Source organism: Actinomadura sp. ATCC 39365, assembly GCF_054392275.1.
In genome coordinates this window covers 4,930,454-4,948,542 of the sequence record NZ_CP184335.1, presented here as the reverse complement: position 1 = coordinate 4,948,542, position 18,089 = coordinate 4,930,454, and the positions used below count along the sequence as shown (strand labels likewise).

At 73.5% G+C, this 18,089-nt stretch carries 16 protein-coding genes; 3 read left to right on the top strand and 13 right to left on the bottom strand.

Annotated elements, in window-relative coordinates; translation table 11 throughout:
- Positions 1-48: 48 nt before the first annotated feature.
- The gene (locus ACNF49_RS24335; protein ID WP_482945076.1) at positions 49-1,485 is read right to left on the bottom strand and encodes an MFS transporter; all 1,437 of its coding nucleotides are present in this window, start codon (positions 1,483-1,485) and stop codon (positions 49-51) included.
- Positions 1,486-1,613: 128 nt separating this feature from the next.
- On the opposite strand from ACNF49_RS24335, the gene ACNF49_RS24330 reads away from it, so the two are divergent.
- On the top strand, positions 1,614-1,967 hold the full coding sequence (locus tag ACNF49_RS24330; protein ID WP_357981636.1) for an ArsR/SmtB family transcription factor: 354 nt from the start codon (positions 1,614-1,616) through the stop codon (positions 1,965-1,967).
- A gap of 320 nt (positions 1,968-2,287) precedes the next feature.
- Here ACNF49_RS24330 and ACNF49_RS24325 read toward each other — a convergent pair whose 3' ends face one another.
- From ACNF49_RS24325 to ACNF49_RS24315, 3 genes are all read right to left on the bottom strand, one after another.
- On the bottom strand, positions 2,288-2,659 hold the full coding sequence (locus tag ACNF49_RS24325; protein WP_482945075.1) for a hypothetical protein: 372 nt from the start codon (positions 2,657-2,659) through the stop codon (positions 2,288-2,290).
- 297 nt (positions 2,660-2,956) lie between these two features.
- Complete coding sequence (locus ACNF49_RS24320; protein ID WP_482945074.1) at positions 2,957-3,907, bottom strand: TerD family protein; 951 nt, start codon at positions 3,905-3,907, stop codon at positions 2,957-2,959.
- Positions 3,908-3,922: 15 nt separating this feature from the next.
- Positions 3,923-5,125, bottom strand: coding sequence for a hypothetical protein (locus tag ACNF49_RS24315; RefSeq protein ID WP_482945073.1), 1,203 nt, complete (start codon positions 5,123-5,125; stop codon positions 3,923-3,925).
- 553 nt (positions 5,126-5,678) lie between these two features.
- Between ACNF49_RS24315 and ACNF49_RS24310 the strand changes: the two genes are divergently transcribed.
- Positions 5,679-6,689 carry a hypothetical protein gene (locus tag ACNF49_RS24310; RefSeq protein ID WP_482945072.1) on the top strand — a complete coding sequence of 337 codons (1,011 nt, stop codon included), beginning with the start codon at positions 5,679-5,681 and terminating at the stop codon, positions 6,687-6,689.
- Here the strand turns inward: ACNF49_RS24310 and ACNF49_RS24305 are convergent.
- Positions 6,676-7,221: a YceI family protein gene (locus ACNF49_RS24305; protein WP_357981650.1), complete on the bottom strand. Its 546-nt coding sequence runs from the start codon at positions 7,219-7,221 to the stop codon at positions 6,676-6,678. The genes ACNF49_RS24310 and ACNF49_RS24305 overlap by 14 nt on opposite strands.
- Positions 7,222-7,310: 89 nt before the next feature.
- On the opposite strand from ACNF49_RS24305, the gene ACNF49_RS24300 reads away from it, so the two are divergent.
- Positions 7,311-7,766, top strand: a complete 456-nt coding sequence (locus tag ACNF49_RS24300) for a MarR family winged helix-turn-helix transcriptional regulator (RefSeq protein ID WP_357981653.1) — start codon at positions 7,311-7,313, stop codon at positions 7,764-7,766.
- Between the two features lie 124 nt (positions 7,767-7,890).
- Here the strand turns inward: ACNF49_RS24300 and menC are convergent, their stop codons facing one another.
- Genes menC through ACNF49_RS24260 form a run of 8 tightly spaced genes read right to left on the bottom strand, consistent with a single transcriptional unit; the run spans position 7,891 to position 18,079 of the window.
- Positions 7,891-9,009 carry an o-succinylbenzoate synthase gene (menC, locus tag ACNF49_RS24295; protein WP_482945071.1) on the bottom strand — a complete coding sequence of 373 codons (1,119 nt, stop codon included), beginning with the start codon at positions 9,007-9,009 and terminating at the stop codon, positions 7,891-7,893.
- Positions 9,006-9,764: a GNAT family N-acetyltransferase gene (locus ACNF49_RS24290; RefSeq protein WP_357981659.1), complete on the bottom strand. Its 759-nt coding sequence runs from the start codon at positions 9,762-9,764 to the stop codon at positions 9,006-9,008. Before ACNF49_RS24290 ends, menC begins: the two co-directional genes overlap by 4 nt.
- 53 nt (positions 9,765-9,817) lie before the next feature.
- Positions 9,818-11,425: a PucR family transcriptional regulator gene (locus tag ACNF49_RS24285; RefSeq protein WP_482945070.1), complete on the bottom strand. Its 1,608-nt coding sequence runs from the start codon at positions 11,423-11,425 to the stop codon at positions 9,818-9,820.
- Entirely contained in the window at positions 11,422-12,972 is a 1,551-nt protein-coding gene (locus tag ACNF49_RS24280; RefSeq protein ID WP_482945069.1) for an N-acyl-D-amino-acid deacylase family protein, read from the bottom strand. Before ACNF49_RS24280 ends, ACNF49_RS24285 begins: the two co-directional genes overlap by 4 nt.
- Positions 12,973-13,013: 41 nt before the next feature.
- On the bottom strand, positions 13,014-14,726 hold the full coding sequence (locus ACNF49_RS24275; RefSeq protein ID WP_482945068.1) for an oligopeptide/dipeptide ABC transporter ATP-binding protein: 1,713 nt from the start codon (positions 14,724-14,726) through the stop codon (positions 13,014-13,016).
- Positions 14,719-15,576 (bottom strand): ABC transporter permease, encoded by an 858-nt coding sequence (locus tag ACNF49_RS24270; RefSeq protein WP_357981671.1) that lies wholly within the window; start codon positions 15,574-15,576, stop codon positions 14,719-14,721. Before ACNF49_RS24270 ends, ACNF49_RS24275 begins: the two co-directional genes overlap by 8 nt.
- Complete coding sequence (locus ACNF49_RS24265) at positions 15,573-16,520, bottom strand: ABC transporter permease (RefSeq protein WP_357981674.1); 948 nt, start codon at positions 16,518-16,520, stop codon at positions 15,573-15,575. Before ACNF49_RS24265 ends, ACNF49_RS24270 begins: the two co-directional genes overlap by 4 nt.
- A complete protein-coding gene (locus ACNF49_RS24260; RefSeq protein ID WP_357981676.1) occupies positions 16,520-18,079 on the bottom strand; it encodes an ABC transporter substrate-binding protein in 1,560 nt (519 codons plus the stop codon). The genes ACNF49_RS24265 and ACNF49_RS24260 overlap by 1 nt, the downstream gene beginning before the upstream one ends.
- Between the last annotated feature and the right edge of the window lie 10 nt (positions 18,080-18,089).

Here is an 18,089-nt window from a genome sequence, read left to right as displayed (position 1 = left end):
ACGGCCGCGACCGCCGCATGACCTGCGGCGGCCGCGGCGGTCGGGCGGTCAGGCGGTGGGCTCGGGGGTGCGGCGGGGCAGGGTGAGGGTGACCAGGAGGCCGGCGATCATCACCGCCGCGGTGAGCAGGACGACCAGGAACTCGCCGTCCGCCGTGGCGGCGCGCAGGGCCTGGCCGGTCCGGCCCGTGGTGCCGAGGTCGGCGATGACGGTGAAGACGGCCAGGCCGATGGCGTTGCCGATGTTGAGCGCGGTGGAGGCGATGCCGTTGGCGACGCCCTGTTCGCGGGCGGGGGTGCCGGTGGCGGCGGCGATCCACATGGCGGTCCAGACGACGCCCTGACCCAGGCCGGAGACGACGAGACCGGGGACCAGCAGGCCGTACCCGGCGTCGGCGTCGAAGCCGAGGGCCAGGACGGCGGTCCCGGCGATGCCGACGGCGAAGCCGATCAGCAGCGTGGCCCGGGTGCCGATCCGGGTGGCCAGGCGTTCGCCGCCCTGGGTGCCGGCGGCGATGGCCAGCGACGGGATGAGGAAGGCCAGCCCGCTCTGCAGGGCGCTGTAGCCGTGGACGCTCTGCAGCAGCACGGTGAGGAAGTACGGCAGCACGCCGAACGTGGCCATGTAGACGAAGGTGACCAGCATGCCGACGGTCAGGCTGCGGTTGCGGAACAGCCGGAACGGCATGAGCGGATCCGCGCTGCGGGCCTCGACCAGCGCGAAGACCACCAGCAGCACGGCGGCCACCGCGAAGGCGCCCGCGACCAGGGGGCTGCCCCAGCCCAGCTCGGGCCCCTCGACGAGGGCGAAGACCAGCAGCGTGGACCCGCCGGTCACGGTGAGCGCCCCCGGCATGTCGAACCTGCGCCGTTCCCGCCCGGCCGGGTCACGCGGGACGACGGCCAGCGCGGCCAGCGCGACCAGCCCGGCCAGGGGGACGTTGACGAAGAAGACGGCGGGCCAGCCGAAGTTCTCGGTGAGGACACCGCCGAGCAGCGCGCCGATCGTCAGCCCGCTGGCGCCCGCGCCACCCCAGACGGCCAGCGCCCGGTTGCGCTGCCGCCCCTCGGCGAACAGGCTGTTGAGCAGCGCCAGCGTCGAGGGCAGCAGCAGCGCCCCGCCGACGCCCTGCACCGCGCGGGCGACGATGATGACGACGGGTCCTCCGGCCAGCCCGCCCGCGAGCGAGGACAACGCGTAGAGGGCCAGGGCGAGCACGAAGACGCGGCGGCGGCCGAGCAGGTCGGCCGCCCGGCCGCCGAACAGCAGGAAGCCGCCGGCGAAGACGACGTACGCGCTGACCACGAGCTGCTGGGTCTGGCCGGGGAAGCCCAGGTCGGCGCCGATCCGCGGGAGCGCGACGAAGACGATGTTGAGGTCGAGCGCGTAGATGAGCTGGGCCAGGGCGAGCAGCGCCAGGGTCCAGCCGAGCCGGGGCTTGACGCCGTCCGCGACGGCCGCGGGCAGCGTGGATGGTGTGGACATGGAACGCCCTTCGGAGGAAGCGGGCATGCAGCAGCCCGTCGCACGAAACGATCGTACGAGGATTAACGTACGGTCGTACTATGCCAGACCGGAAGGGAATTGTTCGACAGTCGCGGTACAGTTGAACCATGGCTTTCCGTCATCCCGACCGCGACCGGATCCGGGTCGAAGACGTGCTGTCGGCCCTGGGGAACGGCGTGCGCCTGTCCGTCGTCCGCATCCTCGACGCCGGGGGTGAGCACAACTGCACCAGCGTCCTGAACACGCTGGGGATCACCGCGAAATCGACCATGACCCACCATTGGCGGGTGTTGCGCGACAGCGGGGTGATCTGGCAGCAGCCGTCGGGCCGGGAGAATCTGCTCGTCCTGCGGCGCGAAGACCTGGACGCCCGCTACCCCGGCCTGCTCGACGCCATCCTGTCCGGCGCCCGCACCGACGACGCCACCCAGCGGCCCGACCGTCCCGGCCCGGCCGCCTGACCTGCCCGTCTGCCGGGCTTCCGCCGCCTCACCTCCGTCCGCCGCTTGCGCGCCGGTGGCGGCCGTGACCGCCGCCCGGCTGGAGGCCGCCCAGGCCGCCGCTGCCCGAGCCGATCGGTCTGAGCTCCGGCCTCGGCGACGGGGTGAGCGGCTCGTGATGCTGCCGGACGCCGCCATCGAGACCGTCACCCGGGAGCCGGACGGCACCATCGTGCTGCACCACCACGACAACCGCATCCGGCTCGGCGACCCGCAGCACGCTTCAGCTCACGTCCTGATCGGTTCCAGACATCGGGTGCGAAGACGTGATCGGGTGGCTCCTATCCCTGGTAACCGGGGATGGAGAGCTCCGGGACGGTGCTGCCGGCGCAGCGGGCGCGCTGGTCGGCGGTGGGGACGGCGTTGCGCATGCCCACGACCGGCACCGCGCGGCCGTCGGCGTAGGTGTTGTCGGACGCGGTGAAGGCCGCCGCGTCCCCGGCGACCTGGGAGACGTCGGGGCGGCCCGGGGTCCCGGCGAGCGGGTCGAGGAAGCGGTTGCCGAAGACGGCGATCGCCTGCTCGGCCCCGGTGCCGGGGAAGTTGCGCCAGTACATGATCCCGCTGTGGTCGGCGGCGGGCGTGACCGTGCGGATGTCGTAGACGTTGCCGCAGACGACGACGTCCTGGAAGACCTTGGGGGCGTTGGTCACGTCGTAGGTGTAGAGCAGCAGCGCGGTGCCGTACAGGAGGTTGCCGGCGATGGTCGCGCCGGTACGCCTGGGGCTTCGACGGCCTCAAGATCACCGGCAACTGGCTGCGTCCTGGGGCCAGCCGCGGAAGGCCCGATGGCTAGATCAGCCAGCTGGCCCTTTGGGGCCCGCACTGGTCCCAGTGAGAAGGAAGCCCTCGGATGGCCTCACACCTTGTATTGCGAGGAAGGCGGAAAGGCTAGAGAACTTTTCGAAGTGAGAAGGAAGCCCTTCCATAGCCTCGCGATCATCACCCTATCAGCCGGGTATCAGCTGGTGCAGAGTCGCCGGTGTGTAAACCCGGGCACCGGGCGGTGGATCGGCCGGCGCATGCAGTCCGATGTAGGTGGTGTGATCCCCCGTCTGGGGCTTGGCCCGCAGCAGGTCGACCAGGTGGCGTACGCGCAGGTGGTCGCGTTCCACGATGGAGCGCACCAGCAGAGCGGTGGTCACCCGGTTGCCCTCCACCTGGTTGAACCCCGGGTGGCCCTTGAGGTAGAGATGCAGCCACTTCACCCGCCAGCCGCCGTCGTCACCACGCAGGAAGGCCAGCGGTAGCGCGACGCGGCCCGCGCCACGCAGGTCGGATTTCATCCGTACCGTGCGCGGCTCGAACGGCAGGCCCTGCTGGTCGGCGTCCCTGGTCATGTAGCCGAAGAACGCCTCTGCGGCCTCGTCGAAGGCCTCGCCGGCGAAGATGTTGACCTGCGGAATGATGATCGGCTTGGTCGCCTGGGCGAGACGGATGTCGATGAACTCGCTCGCCCCGTCGGGAGCCTGGGTGAGGTCGCCGGAGTATTGGGCGAAGTCGTTGCCGTAGTTCGTCCACGAGATGTGCTCGGGCGCGCCGTAGGCGGCGTCCAGCATCAACGCGGACAGGTCGTAGTCGGTACGCCGCTCGGCCTGCCGCCAGTAGACGAAGAAGCGCAGCAGTTCACCGTCCACACGGGTGAGCGAGCCGCGCGGCAGCATGCCGAGCCCAGGAGTGACGGCCTTGGCGGACAACGGCAGGGCGACGTCGAGCATGTCGGGGTCGACGATCAGCCGGCCGGGGGCCGGCAGCCGGCGGATGATCTCCTTGTCCAGGATGGTCGCGGCCCGCGTCACGATGTCGCCTGCCAGCGGTGGCCGCTGGTCGTCGGTCGCCCAGGCCCGGCCGTTCCGGTTGACGAACACGCGACCGGGCGCGGGGATGAGCCGGTTGGTCAAGTGCTCGCGCAGCGACTAGCAGGACTCGCCCCGACGCGCTCGCCGCGGCCTTCTCGGCAGCTTCCAGCACGGGTTCCAGCACGGGTTCCAGCACGGATGCCGGTGCGGTCGCCGCGGTGCCGGTGCGCAGCAGGTGGTCCAGGCGGCGCAGCAGTGCGCCCGGCGTGTTCTGCAGCAGGTCGACGGCTGTGCCGGTACGTCCCTGCGCCAGGGCCGCCTCCGCCGGCTGCCGAGACTGCTCACGCGGCGTGCGCCTCGCGCGGCTTCAAAGACGTGCGCGGCGTGCGGGAACTGCGGGTATTCGTGGGGGTGCAGCCGTTCGCCGAGCCGCTTCCACTGCTCCCGGTGGGAAGGCACGTCGCCGAGCTTGGCGGGAGAGGCGACCGCGTCCAGGGCCTGCAGGATGGCGCGGCGCTCGGCCCGGCGGAAGGAGCGGAACCTGGTCGGGGCGGCCAGCGTGACGTCGCCGCCGGAGGCGGCGCAGGCGAGTCTGAGCACGTCGGTGACCGTGTCGACGAGCAACGGACGGCCGCCTGCCAGGCGGGCCTCGTTGATGACGGCACGGTTCTCGCGTACCGGGATGGTGTCAGGTTCGGCGGCGCAGGAGGCGGCCAGGATGCGCAGCGCGGCCAGGTCCTCGGCCGGCAGCGGCACCGTCGAGCCCGCCAGCGACAAGTAGAGCTCACGCGTCTCCGACTCCAGGCTGCCGCCAAGGTCCAGGACGGTCACCCGGTCGCCGGCCAGCGGGATCAGCTCGGCGTGCGCGGCCAGCAGGTCGGCGTAGGTGTGCTGGTAGCGGCCATAGCCGGGCAGCGCCAGCAGGTTCGGTGCGGACGGTCTCGACGAGCGCCGGAGCCGTTCCACGGCGGCGGGGTCGAGCATGGCCTCGCGCAGCAGAGCGGCCCAGAACTCCAGCGTGTCCGGCACGTTCTTGGGGAAGTCGAGAAAGTAGGCGTTGTGCTCGACATGGTCGCCGACCAGCGTACGCACGGCTGCCAGGATCCGGACGCCGAGATCGATGACGGTTTCACCGCGCAGCTCTGACAGGCGTTCCAGCAACGGCGCCGAGCAGGTGAAGCCGACACTCAGCAGCGCGACGTCGAGCTGACGCGCGGCGACCTGTCCCCACTGCTGCGGGGCTTGCCCGGAGCCGGTGGGAACGCTGCCGATGGGAACTCGCAGACGGCGGGAAATGACGAGCTTTTCCAGATCCTCCACATCGGCACCATAGTGGTGAAGCGTGCCAGTCCACCGCTGCATTTCTCCCACGGCGATCATGCGCGAACCCGGCCGAAGGTTGGACGGTGGCCCAGGGGGCGAGACGACCTAGGTCGCCTCCATGAATCAGGCGTCAGCGCCGGGCGTCAGAACCCCACGCCCCGATATCGAACACTGCCCCAGGTCCGACAGGCGCCGGCGCGCGTCCGGCGGGAGCACTGATGCTGGTCTTCGGTATGAGGAGCGGACGGCTCAGGCGTGCTTGAGCGGGCATGGGCTGATCGGGTCGTAGGCGGCGAAGGTCCGCAGATGGCTGGGAAGGGTGGCGTCCAGTCGCCGAGCTGGCCAGATGGGGCGGATTTCGCCACTCGAGCGGTGTCAGATCCCAGGGCGGCGTCATCGACGTGACATGTTGCGATGTCACGTCGGTGACCACCGCCCGGTCGGCTCTAGCGACCGAGATGTCTAACTCTCCCGGGCCGAGTTCCGTGACATGTGCGTCCAGCACGCCACCGTTTTCCAGCAGGGGGGTTCCGGCGCGTACATTGCTGTCATGTTGCTGCGCGTCGGCCGGGTCGCCGTGAGCGTGGTCGCGCTGGTGCTGGCGGCTGCCGCCGCCTCTCCGCTGGACGCCCTGGGCCCGCGGCCCGGAGCCGGCGGTTGCCCGATCTCGCCCGCCGGCAGATGGGAGGGCGGTGACCGGCCCGGGGAGCTGGTGCCCGCCGACGGCGCGGTGTCGGTGACGATGTGCGAGCTGCCCCTGCCGCATTGGCAAGGGCAGACTGGAGTGCCGGTCAGGAGACTCACCGCCGGGGTCGGCGCGATGGTCTCCGAGCTCAACGGGTTGCCCACGCGCGACGTGCTGGAGTCCGAGCTGCGCCGGCGCGAGTCGGCCAAGGGGCGCGTTCTGGGCGACGACCTCCACCTCGGCGAGGTCTGCGCCCCCGTCGGCTACGGCACCAGCCTGTCCTTCGTCGTGCACTACGGGGACGTGCGCCGGCCCGCCGTCGTGCTGGTCGATCGCAACTGCGGCACCGCCCGGTACGCGGGCCGGACGCGGTTCGGCAACCCGGGCGACGCCTTCCTCCGCCTCTACCGGGCGCAACTGGAGGCGCGGCCGACGCCCGTGTCGCTTCCCGGCTGCGCGGCCGAGCTGTCGGCCGCCGACATGTACCTGACCCGACCAGCCTGCCGGTATCGGCCCGACGGGGACGTGCTGCGGCTGCGGGCCCGGACCCGCGTCCCCGATGATCTTGAATCCGTGCGTTCGCTGATCAACGTCGCGACGGCCGTGAACACGGTGACCGACCGTGGCGGAACGGAGAGCGTCACCAACGCCACCGACTGCGGGCTCGGCAGGTTCACCCGCCCGGCCGCCCTCGACGTGGTGTGGGTGGGCGACACCACCGGCGCCATCGCCGAGGTGTGGGTCTGGCGCGCACCCTGCCGGGCCGTGTACGCCGGATCGACGGGCGGCAGGATCCCCCACCGCGGAACTGCTGTCCCGCCTGGACGCCTGGCTGGGGCGCCGATGAACCTCGGGGGCGTGGTCAGGCGGATCTGACGGCGGAGATGTCGAATTCCAGGGTGATCCGGTCGGAGATCATCACGCCGCCGGTCTCCAGCGCGGCGTTGTACGTCATGCCGAAGTCCTTGCGGTTGATCGCCGTGCCGCCCTCGAAGCCGACCCTGGTCACGCCCTGGGCGTCGACGGCGGTGCCGGTGTAGTCGAGCGGGACGGTGATCTGCCGGGTCACCCCGCGGATCGTCAGGTCGCCGGTGACCTCGAAGGCGTCGCCGCCCGCGTGCTTGACGGACGTGGACTCGAAGGTGATGTGCGGGTGGGCGGCGGCGTCGAGGAAGTCGCCGGTGCGCAGGTGGCCGTCGCGCATCTGGTTGCCGGTCTGGATGCCGGCCACGTCGAGCACCACGCGGACGGCGGAGGCCGCGGGGTTCGCCGCGTCCAGGCGGGCGGTGGCCTCCTGGAGGGGGATGCTGCCGCGCACCTTGGTCACCATGGCGTGGCGCGCGACGAACCCGAACCGGCTGTGGGCCGGGTCGAAGGTGTAGTCGCCGCTCAGCTCGCTGGGGTACATGTCGCGCTCCAATTAGTTCAGCACTGGAATATTCGGCACGACAGTACATAGATTTATTTCAGCACGCAACCTTCCAGTACGATCGGGCCATGACCCGCTGGCTCAACGACGACGAACAGCAGGCGTGGCGCAGGTTCGGGCTGGCCACCCGCCTGTTGACCGACCGCCTGGAGCGCGACCTGATGGCGGCCGCCGACATGCCGCCCACCTACTACGAGCTGCTCGTCCTGCTGTCGGAGGCTCCCGGGCGCACGATGCGCATGAGCGAGCTGGCGCAGTGGACCAACTCCAAGCCGAGCCGCATCTCGCACGCGGTCAACAAGCTGGAGCAGAAGGGGTGGGTGCGCCGGGAGCACTACGCCGGCGACCGGCGCGGGTGGCTGGCCGTGCTCACCGACGACGGGCTCGCCGCGCTCCGGGCGGCCGCCCCGAAGCACGTGGCCAGCGTCCGCGAGCACCTGGTCGACCTGCTCACCGAGGAACAACTGCGGCAACTCGCCGACATCAGCCAGGTCCTGCTCGACCACCTCACCGAGCAGGAGTGAGGGCATCCGCTCAGCCCGCGCCCGGCCGACTCGCCGGGCGAGGGGCGACCCGTCCGGCCGGGTCCTGTCCGGTCACCTCATCAGGCGAGGCGGGACGCGTCCGGCCGGGTCCTGTCCGGTCATCTCACCGGGCGGGGGTGACGCGTACGGGCGGGTCGGTGGTGAAGGCCGCCAGCGCGTCCGGGTCCGGTGTGACGCCGACGCCGGGGCCGTCGGGCACCGTGATGGAGTCGCCGGTCAGCTCGATCGGCGCGGTGATGTCGCGCTCGTAGTAGCGGGCGGTCGCCGAGATGTCGCCCGGCAGCGTGAAGCCGGGCAGGCTGGCCAGCGCCAGGTTAGCCGTCCGGCCGAGCCCGGTCTCCAGCATCCCGCCGCACCACACCGGCACGTCCGCGGCCGGGGCCAGGTCGTGGATCCGGCGGGCCTCCAGGTAGCCGCCGACCCGGCCGGGCTTGATGTTGATGATCGAGCAGGCGCGGGCCCTGATCGCGGCGGTGGCGGAGCGGGCCGAGGTGATCGACTCGTCCAGGCAGATGGGGGTGTCCATGCGGGCGGCGAGCCGGGCGTGGCCGTCCAGGTCGTCCGGGGCGTAGGGCTGCTCCAGCAGGGTCAGGCCGTAGGCGTCCAGGCGGGCCAGGTGGCGGGCGTCGGCGGGGGTGTAGGCGGTGTTGGCGTCGGCGGTGAGCATCAGGCCGGGGCCGAACGTCTCGCGCACCAGCCGCACCGGCTCCAGGTCCCAGCCGGGCTCGATCTTGAGCTTGATCCGGGCGTACCCGGCGCCGATGTGCCGGTCCACGGTGTCGAGCAGGTCGTCGAGGGTGGCGGCGATGCCGACGGACACGCCGACGCGCACGCTGGACCGTACCCCTCCCAGGTGGGCGGCGAGCGACAGGCCGCGCGCCTTGAGCACGGCGTCCAGGACGGCCGTCTCGACGGCGGCCTTGGCCATCGGATGGCCGCGCAGGTGCGCCAGCGCGGGCGCGACGCCGGCCGGGTCGAGATTTGGCACCGCGAACAGGGCGGGCAGCAGGAAGCGGCTGATGAGGTCGGCCGCGCCCTCCAGGTACTCGGGGCTGTAGGTGGGCTCGTCGTCGGCCACGCACTCGCTCCAGCCCTCCTCCCCCTCGGCGCCGCGCACGCGCACCAGCAGCGCCCTGCGCACGGTCTGCGTGCCGAGCGAGGTGCGGAACGGGGTGATCAGGGGCAGCGCGACGGTGCGCAGCTCGGCTTCGGTGATCCTCATGCCGCGCGCTCCAGCACGTACCAGCCGTCCCTGGTGAAGGCGGCGATCCGGTAGCCGCGGGCGAGCGCGCCGCCCAGGGCGGCCCGCTGGGCGGTCCGCCACCGCGCGGCCTCCCCGGGCTGCTCGCGCCGCAGCCGTTCGGCGTCGGCGGGCGTGGCGCAGCGCAGCACGGACGCGCCGCCCGGCTCGCGCGGCGCCCCGGTCTCGTCGAGGATCACCTCGGCCTTCTCGGTCCCGTCAGCGACGAACGACTCCGGGGCCGGGGCCGGGTGCACGGGCCAGTGGGCGAACAGGCGGTCGGTGACGTCACCGCCGTTGATGCCGTCGTTCATCGGCCCGTAGAAGTCGGGCACGTACCGCTCGGCGCGCGCGCCGAGCCTGGCGAGGTTGAAGAAGGCGTTGCGGCGTACGAGCGGGTCGAAGGTCCAGGAGATGGAGTTCAGGCCGCGTTCGGCGGCCCACGCGCGCTGGTGCGCCTTGATCGCCTGGCCGATCCCCCGGCCCCGCGCCTCGGCGGCCACGCCCACGACGTGGGAGTGCAGGCTGCCCCCCTCGGCGAGGAACCCGGAGGCGGCGGCGACGAGCGAGCCGTCGAGGAAGGCGCCGCCGACGTAGCCGCCGGTGTGCTCAAGGGCGCACATGAGGTCGACGGCGACCGGCGGGTCGTCGCCCGCCCTGGTGTTCCAGACGCGGCGTAGCAGCTGGTCGGCGGCCTGGAACTCGGAGGTCCCGTGGAGGATGCGGATTTCGAGCATGGCACCAGCATTCCGCCGGACCGCCGCCGGATCGTTGGCGCGCAAGCCCAACTTCAGCCGCCGCCGTTTGTGCCGGACGCCGGGCTCCGGCCGCTGCTCGTGCCGGACGTCCCGATCTCGGCCAGCCGCAGCTGAAGGCCCAGCACGAGCCGGACGTCGGGGTCGTCGAGCGCGATCAGCTCGCCGATGCGGCGCAGCCGGTACCTGAGCGTGTTGGGGTGCAGCGACAACGCCTCCGCCGCCCTGGGCACGTCGTAGTGGGCGGCCAGCCAGGCCCGCAGGCTGCGGACGTAGTCGGTGCCGTGCCCGGCGTCGTGCTCGGCCACCAGGGACAGCGGCTCGCCGGCCGGCGCCGGACCGGACCGCATCGAGACCGCCGCGTCCATCAGGAACAGCGCGGCGGCCAGCTCCTCGTGCAGGCCCACCTCGCCGCCCGCGAACGGGCCGCCCATCGCGAGCAGCGCCTCGTCGGCCTGCCGGGCGGCGGCGGGGATCTGCCCGAGCGAAGCGGCGACCCGTCCGACACCCGCCCGCCAGTGCCCGCCGAGCCGGTCGGTGATCCGGCCGAGGGTCTCGGCGGTGACGCGCCGCAGCAGCGCGGTCCCGGCGCCGGCCGCCACGATCGCGTACGTCCGGCCGTCCACGGCGCCGACGGCGGCCCTGATCCGGTAGACGGCGTAGGCGGTGCGCAGCAGGTCGGCGGCGTGCGTGGCGGCGAAGACGTCGGTCCGCCCGGCCGGGTCCCCGGTGGCCACGACCCTGATCGGCTCGTCCGGGCGCAGGCCGAAGGAGGCGGCCAGCTCGCCGGCCGGGCCGACGCCGCGCAGCAGCCGGCCCACCCACTCGTCCCTGGCCCGGCGGGCCTCGTCGGCGGCCAGGCTGAGACGGGCCAGATGCGGGGCGGCGGTCCTGGCGGCCTCGGCGAGCACGGCGGCGGCGTCGGGCGCGAGCGGCTCGTCCGCCTGGATGGCCCAGATCGTGCCGAGCGCCTCGCCCCTGGCCCGGACCGCGATGGCCAGCCGGGGCAGGTACTCACGCGGCTCGTGGCTCCACACGGCCTCCTCGCAGCGCAGGACGGCGGCGTACTCCTCGGCGTTCGTCGGGTGCTCGGGCACGCGCCGGCCGAGGATGCCCTCCCTGCGCAGGTCGTCGATCGGCTGGCCGATCGTGGAGTAGGCCAGGACGCGCATGGCCAGGTCCTCGATGGCCACCGCGCCCCCGACGCGGGCGGCGACCTGGTTGGCCAGCGCGAACAGGTCGCCCGCCTGGCCGCCGCCCAGGTCCGCGGCCGGGGCGACGAGCGCGAGCAGCGCGTCCACCAGGGCGTAGAGCTGGCCCCAGGCCAGGCCGGGCGCCGCGGCCAGCAGCGCCACGCCCGCGCCGCGGGCCGCCTCGGTCAGCGCGGCGGCGTCGCCGATCCCGGCCCGCACGACGACCGCGCTGACGCCCGCCCCGGCCGCGCTCTCCAGCAGGGACGGCTCCGGCTTACCGGTGGCCAGCAGCAGCGCTCCGGTGTAGGCGGCCATCGGCTCGTCGGAGCCGTGGATGACCGGCGCGCCCACCATGGCCTGGCGGCCGGCCGGCAGGCACAGCGCGCTCACCGTCTCCGCGCCGAGGCTGTCGAGCAGCACGCCGAGCGTCACCCGGCCCTGGCCGCTCACGCCCGGCCCCCGCGCAGGAGGCGTCCGTGCCGGCCGCCGGTGAACTCGCCGTCGTCGATCACCATGCGGCCGCCCAGCAGCACGTGGGTGACACCGGCCGGACGGGTGCCGGGCTCGTCGTAGGTGCCGTCGTGGCGGATGGCCGCGGGGTCGAACACGCACACGTCGGCCACCGCTCCCCTGCCCAGCCAGCCCCGGTCGGCCAGGCCGAACTGGGCCGCGGTGGCCGAGCCGACCTTCCTGATCGCCTCGGCCATCGGCACGAGCCCGCGCTCGCGCACGTACTCGCCGAGGAAGGTGGGGAAGGTGCCGTACGTGCGCGGATGGCTCGGCCCGTCGGGCGGCCCGCCGTCCGAGCCGATCGACACGAGGGGGTGCCGCATGATCCGGGTGACGTCGTCGTCGTGCATGGTGTGGAAGACGCCGTCGGCGTGCGGGTCGGCCATGAGCAGGTCGCACAGCGCGTCCCAGGGCTCGCGGCCGTCCAGCAGGCCGGCCAGCGAGCGGCCGGTGACGCCGGCGGAGGCGTGCCGCAGCAGCCGCACGTCCTCGGGGTGCGTCTCCCGCCACAGGCCGACGCCGGTCGTGCGCTCCGGGTCCTCGGCCAGCGCGCGCAGCGCCCGCCGTTCCTCGGGGTCGGCCAGCCTCCTGAGCAGCTCCGGCTCGCCGCCTTCGCAGGCCGCGGGCGGCAGCAGCGCGACCAGCCCGGTGCAGAACGCCCGGTACGGGTAGACGTCGGCCCGCACGTCCACCCCGTTGGCCCGGGCGGCGGTCAGCTTGTCCAGCAGCATGGCCGACGAGCCGTGCACGGCCCGGCCCGACGCCTTGCAGTGGGAGACCTGCAGCCGCACCCCGGCCGCCGCCGCCACCTCGACGGCCTCGTCCAGCGCGCCGGCCAGCCCCTCGCTCTCGCTGCGCAGGTGGGTGGCGTAGACGAGGTTCCAGCGCCGGGCCGCGCGGGCCAGCGCGATCAGCTCGCCGGTGCCGGCATAGGCGCCCGGCACGTACTCCAGGCCGCTGGACAGCCCGCACGCGCCCGCGGCGAACGCCTCCTCGGCCAGCTCGGTCATCCGTTCCAGCGCGCCGGGCGGCGGCGCGGCGTCCATGCCGCAGACGGCCGTCCGCAGCGTGTTGTGGCCGACGAGCGCGGCCAGGTTGTTGGTCGTGCCCTCCCGCTCCACGGCGTCGAGGTAGCCGCCGAAGGTGGTGAAGGCGTGCTCGCCGAAGATCCCGGGGGTGAAATGGGCCGACTCCGGGTCGGCCGGCCCGCAGGAGAAGCCGCAGTTCCCGATGATCTCGGTGGTGACGCCCTGCCACAGCTTGAACGGCTGCGCCCCGGCCATGAACGGCACGGTGTCGGAATGGCTGTGCGGGTCGACGAATCCGGGCGCGACGACCATGCCGTCCACGTCCACCACGCGGGCGGCCGGGCCGAGGTCGCGGCCGGTCGCGGTGACGCGTCCGCCGCCGATCGCCACGTCCGCGGTACGGCCGGGCGAGCCGAACCCGTCGTGCAGGGTGCCGCCGCGCAGGATGAGGTCGTGCATGCAGGTATTACCTTTCCCGGGTACGAGATGCGTCGGTCATGTCAGGGGACGGCCGCCACCAGGCGCCTGGTGTAGTCGTGGGCGGGGGCGTCCAGGACGGCGGAGGTCGTCCCCTCCTCCACGACCGCGCCCTTCAGCAGCACCACGGTCCTGGCGGCGACCTGGCGGACGACCGCCAGGTCGTGGGTGATGAACAACATCCCGGTGCCCAGCTCCCGGCCGATGCCGCGCAGCAGTTCGAGCACGTGCGCCTGGACCGACACGTCCAGGGAGGCTACCGGTTCGTCGCAGATGAGCAGCGCGGGCCGGACGGCCAGGGCCCGGGCGATGGCGACGCGCTGGCGTTCGCCGCCGGACAGCGCCTTGGGGCGGCGGGCGGCGTACGCGGCGGGCAGGCCCACCAGCTCCAGCAGCTCGCCCACGCCCATCCGGTCGGCGGGCGCGGCCCTGGCGATCGCCTCGGCCAGCGTCGCGCCGACGGTCATGGCGGGGTTGAGCGAGGTGGAGGGGTCCTGGAAGACGCACTGGACGAGCCGGTGCACACGGGCCCGCTCGCGCGGGTCCAGGGCGGCGCGGTCGGTGACGTCGAGGCCGGCGAGCCGGATCCGGCCGCCGTCGGGGGTGAGCAGGCCGAGCACCGAGCGGGCCAGCGTGGTCTTCCCCGAGCCGGACTCCCCCACCAGGCCGACGGTCTCGCCCGGGTTCACGTGCAGGCTGACGCCGCCGAGGGCGGTGTGGGCGCCGTACCGTTTGCGCAGGTCCTCGATGTGCAGCAGCGGTTCACCGGCGGCCGGGGCGGCGGGGAGCGCGGCCTCGCGCAGCGCCGGACGGGCGGCCCCGGCGGTGTCGTGCACGCAGGCGGTCAGCCGGTCACCGCCGATCGGGCGCAACGGCGGCCGGGCCGCGGTGCAGGCGTCGGCGACCCGGTCGCAGCGGGTGGCGAAGGCGCAGACGCCGGCCACCGCGTCCGCCCGCGGCACGGCGCCCGGGATGCCCACCAGGCGCTCCAGCGTGCGGTCCGCCGAGGGCAGCGCGCCCAGCAGCCCCGCGGTGTACGGGTGCGCTGGCGTCGCGGCCAGCTCAGGGCCGGGCCCCTGCTCGACGACGCGCCCGGCGTACATCACGGCGACCCGGTCGCAGACGGCGAACGCCACGCGCAGGTCGTGGGTGATGAGCAGCACGCCCATGCCCCGCGCCTCCTGCACGCGGCGCAGCAGCGCCAGGATCTCGTGCTGGGTGGTGGCGTCCAGCGCGGTGGTGGGCTCGTCGGCGATGAGCAGCTCGGGGTCGCCGGCCAGCGCGGCGGCCAGGGCGACGCGCTGCCGCATGCCGCCCGAGAGCTGGAAGGGGTAGCGCCCGGCAACGGCGGGGTCGTCGATGCCGACCTCGGCGAGCCTGCGGGCGATCTCCTGCCGGGACGTGCGCCCGCGCAGGGTCTCGGCGATGTGCGCGCCGGCCGTGCACAGCGGGTTGAGCATGGCGAAGGGGTCCTGCATGAGCAGCGAGATCCGCCGTCCGCGCACACCGCGCAGCAGCCGCTCGGACGCGCCGACGAGCTGCGCACCGCCGACCTCGACCGACCCCTCGGCGCGCAGACCGCGCGGGAGCAGGCCGACGAGGGCGCGGGCGGTCAGGGACTTGCCGCTGCCGGACTCGCCGACCAGCCCGACGGTCTCGCCCGCGGCGACCGTCAGGTCCACGCCGTCCACGAGCACCCGGTCGCCGACGACCCGCAGGCCGCGTGTCTCAAGCATCGGAGAGCCTCTCGAAGAGCTGGTCGCCCAGCAGGGTGGCGGCGGTGGCGGCGATGGTGACCAGCGCGGCGGGCACCACCGCGGCCCACGGGTTGAGGTCGAGCAGGCCGCGGTTCTCCTCGATCATCAGCCCCCAGTCGGGCGTGCCGGCCGGCAGGCCGATGCCCAGGAAGGACAGACCGGACAGCGCGACCAGCGCGGCGACGAAGCTGAGCAGCGCGCCGGCCACGACCGTGGGCGCGATGTTGGGCAGCAGGTGCCTGAACATGATCCGGGTACGGCTGAGCCCGAGCGTGCGGGCCGCCTCGGCGTAGGCCAGCTCGCGCTGGGCCATGGTGAGGCTGCGCACCACCCGGATGTCGCCGGGCGTGAACAGCACCGCCATCGCCAGCACCGCCCAGCCGATGCCGCCGCCCAGCACGCCCACCAGGACGATCAGCATGAGCAGCCCCGGCATCGCGATGAGCAGGTCGACCACCCGCATCATGACGGCGTCGATCCAGCCGCGGCGGTAGCCGGCCAGCAGCCCGAGCGAGGTGCTCATCGCGCACGTGCCGAGCGCGACGACGAGCGGCCACAGCAGCGCCGAGCGGGCGCCGGCCAGGCAGCGCGACAACACGTCCCGGCCCAGCTCGTCGGTGCCCGCCCAATGGGCCCAGCTGGGCATCGTCGCGCCGAGCGCGAGGTCCTGCGCGGCCGGGTCGTAGGGCGCGATCCACGTTCCGAACAGGGCGGCGAACGCCATCAGCGCGAGGATCCCGCCCGACAGCAGCGTCAGCGGCCCCGGCCTGGACCGGCGCAGCCGCCGCGCCCGTCCGCCGAGACGCACGGTCCCCGTCACGACGCTCACGCGGCCACCGCCCCGTGGCGCACCCGCGGGTCCACCGCGAGGTAGGCCAGGTCGATCAGCAGGTTGACGGCGACCACCACGGCGCCTCCCATCAGGACGAGCGCCTGGACGACGGGCAGGTCCTTCTGCCCGACGGCGCTGACGAGCAGCTCGCCGACGCCGTGCAGCCCGAAGGCCCGTTCGACGAACAGCGCGCCGGTGAGGTTGGCGGCCAGCAGCAGGCCGCCGACCGTGAGGACGGGCAGCGCGGTGTTGCGCAGCGCGTACCCGATCCAGTAGCGGGCCCGGCCGACCCCGCGCGCCCTGGCGAAGGTCATGAAGTCCTGCCCGGCCAGGTCGAGCGCGGCCGCCCGCATCTGCCTGATGACGACCGCCGCCTGCCCGGTGGCCAGCGCGATCGCGGGCAGCGTCAGGTGCGCGACCCGCTCGGCGAACGTCTCGCCCGCGCCGAAGACGGGGAACCAGCCGAGGGTGACGGCGAAGCCGTACAGCAGCAGGATGCTCATCGCGAACGGCGGGATCGCGAGGCCGACCAGCGCGGAGAGCGTGATGCCCCGGTCGAGCGGGCCGCCCCTGCGCATGGCGGCGGCCAGCCCGGCGGGCAGGCCGACGGCGAGGGTGAGGAGGATCGCGTAGCCGGCCAGGCCGGCGGTGACGGGCAGCCGGTCGGCGATGACGCTCGTGACGGGTTCGCGGCTGTAGAGGGAGGCGCCGAAGTCGCCGCGCACGGCGTCACCGAGCCAGGTGGCGTAGCGGACCGGCAGCGGGTCGTCGAGGTGGTACTGCGCGCGGACGGCGGCGCGCGACTCCGCGGTGGAGGGCCGCGGCCCCAGCAGGACCTGCTCCGGGTCCCCCGGAGCGAGCGCCAGCAGCGCGTAGGTGAGCACGGACAGCACGCCGAGCAGGAGCAACGCGGCGGCCAGGCGGCGGGCGACGAAGGCCATCAGGCACCGGCCGCCGGGCGGATGGTGCTGAAGACGTTCATGGTCCAGGTGCCGAACTGGCCGGTGAACCGCTTGCGCAGCGCGATGGCGGCCTCCTTGGTGTAGAGCGGCACGTACGGCACCTGGTCGGCGATCTCGGCCAGCACCTCCGTGACGGCGGCGGCACGGTCCGCGCCCTCGTACTTGCCGAGGTCGTCGAGCCGGGCGTCCATCTCGGCCGAGCCGTAGCCGCTGAAGTTGAAGCCCTGGGGCCCGGCCGAGGCGCGGCTGACCAGGTCGGGCAGCACCTCGCCCGGGTCGGGGGTGCCGTAGAGCAGGTCGACGAGCTGCAGCGGGGTGTCCTGGTGGCTGAACATGCGCTGCCGGTACTGCTCGGTGGGCAGCGGCTGGAGGTCGAGCTTGACGCCGATCACCGCCAGGTCGGCGGCGATGGCCTGGAGCGCCTTGACGTCGTCGCTCCCGCTGTCGTACGGCGCGGCCAGGGTGAAGCCCTCGGGGTGGGCCGACTTGGCCAGCTCGGCCTTGGCGGCGTTCACGTCGTGGGGGTAGGCGGGCAGCTTGGGCGGCGTGCCGCCGTACAGCGCGGCGATCTGCGGCTTGGGCAGCATCAGGTCGGCGATGCCGCCGTGGCCGCTGGTCATGAGCGTGGCCAGCGCGTTCCGGTCGAGGGCGTGGGCGATGGCGCGGCGTACGTGCACGTCCTTGAGCGGACCCTGGCGGACGCCGAGTGACAGGTAGGCGATGTTGTTGGCCGGGTAGAAGGTGGTGGTGACGCCGGGCAGGGCGCTCCACTTGCGCGTCTCGCTGACCTGGATCTCGTTGGTGCCGTCCACCTCGCCGGAGGAGACGGCCAGGCGCAGCGTCTCGGGGTCGCCGATCGCCTTGAGCTCGATCCTGCGCAGCGCCGGCTTGGGGCCCCAGTACAGCTCGTTGCGCTCCAGCGTCACCCCGGAGGTGAGCGAGAACTTCGTGACCTTGAACGGGCCGGAGCCGAGGGTGCCGACCTCGGGCGAGCCGAGGTCCTTCGGGTGCGCGGCGGCCAGCTTCTTCGGGACGATCTGCCAGGCCAGCGCGGCGGTGGCCAGGAAGGTCGCGCTGGGCTTGCTCAGGGTGACCTTCACCGTGCGCGGGCCGGTGACCTCGACCTTCTTGACCTGCGTGACGTAGCTGGCGGCCTGGGACGTCACGGCGGGGTCGAGGTGGCGGGTCAGGGAGTAGGCGGCGTCCTCGGCGGTGACGGGCGTGCCGTCGCTGAACCTCGGGCCCTCGCGCAGGGTGAAGACGTACGTGCGCGGGTCGGGATGGGTCCAGGAGGCGGCGATGCTCGGGATGACCCTGCCGTCCGGGCCGAGGGTCACCATCGTGTCGAGGACGGCGAACTGCACGGTCGTGGAGGCGTCGTTGAAGCCGTGGGCGATGTCGAGGCTGTTGGGGGCCGTCCCCGTCGCCCAGCGGAGCGTGTCGGGGGCCGCGCCGGAGCTCGCGGCTCCGGCGCAGCCGGCCACCAGCACGAGCAGGGCGCCCGTCGCGAGCCTGGCGAGCGCGGTTGCGGATGTCATGGAACCACCT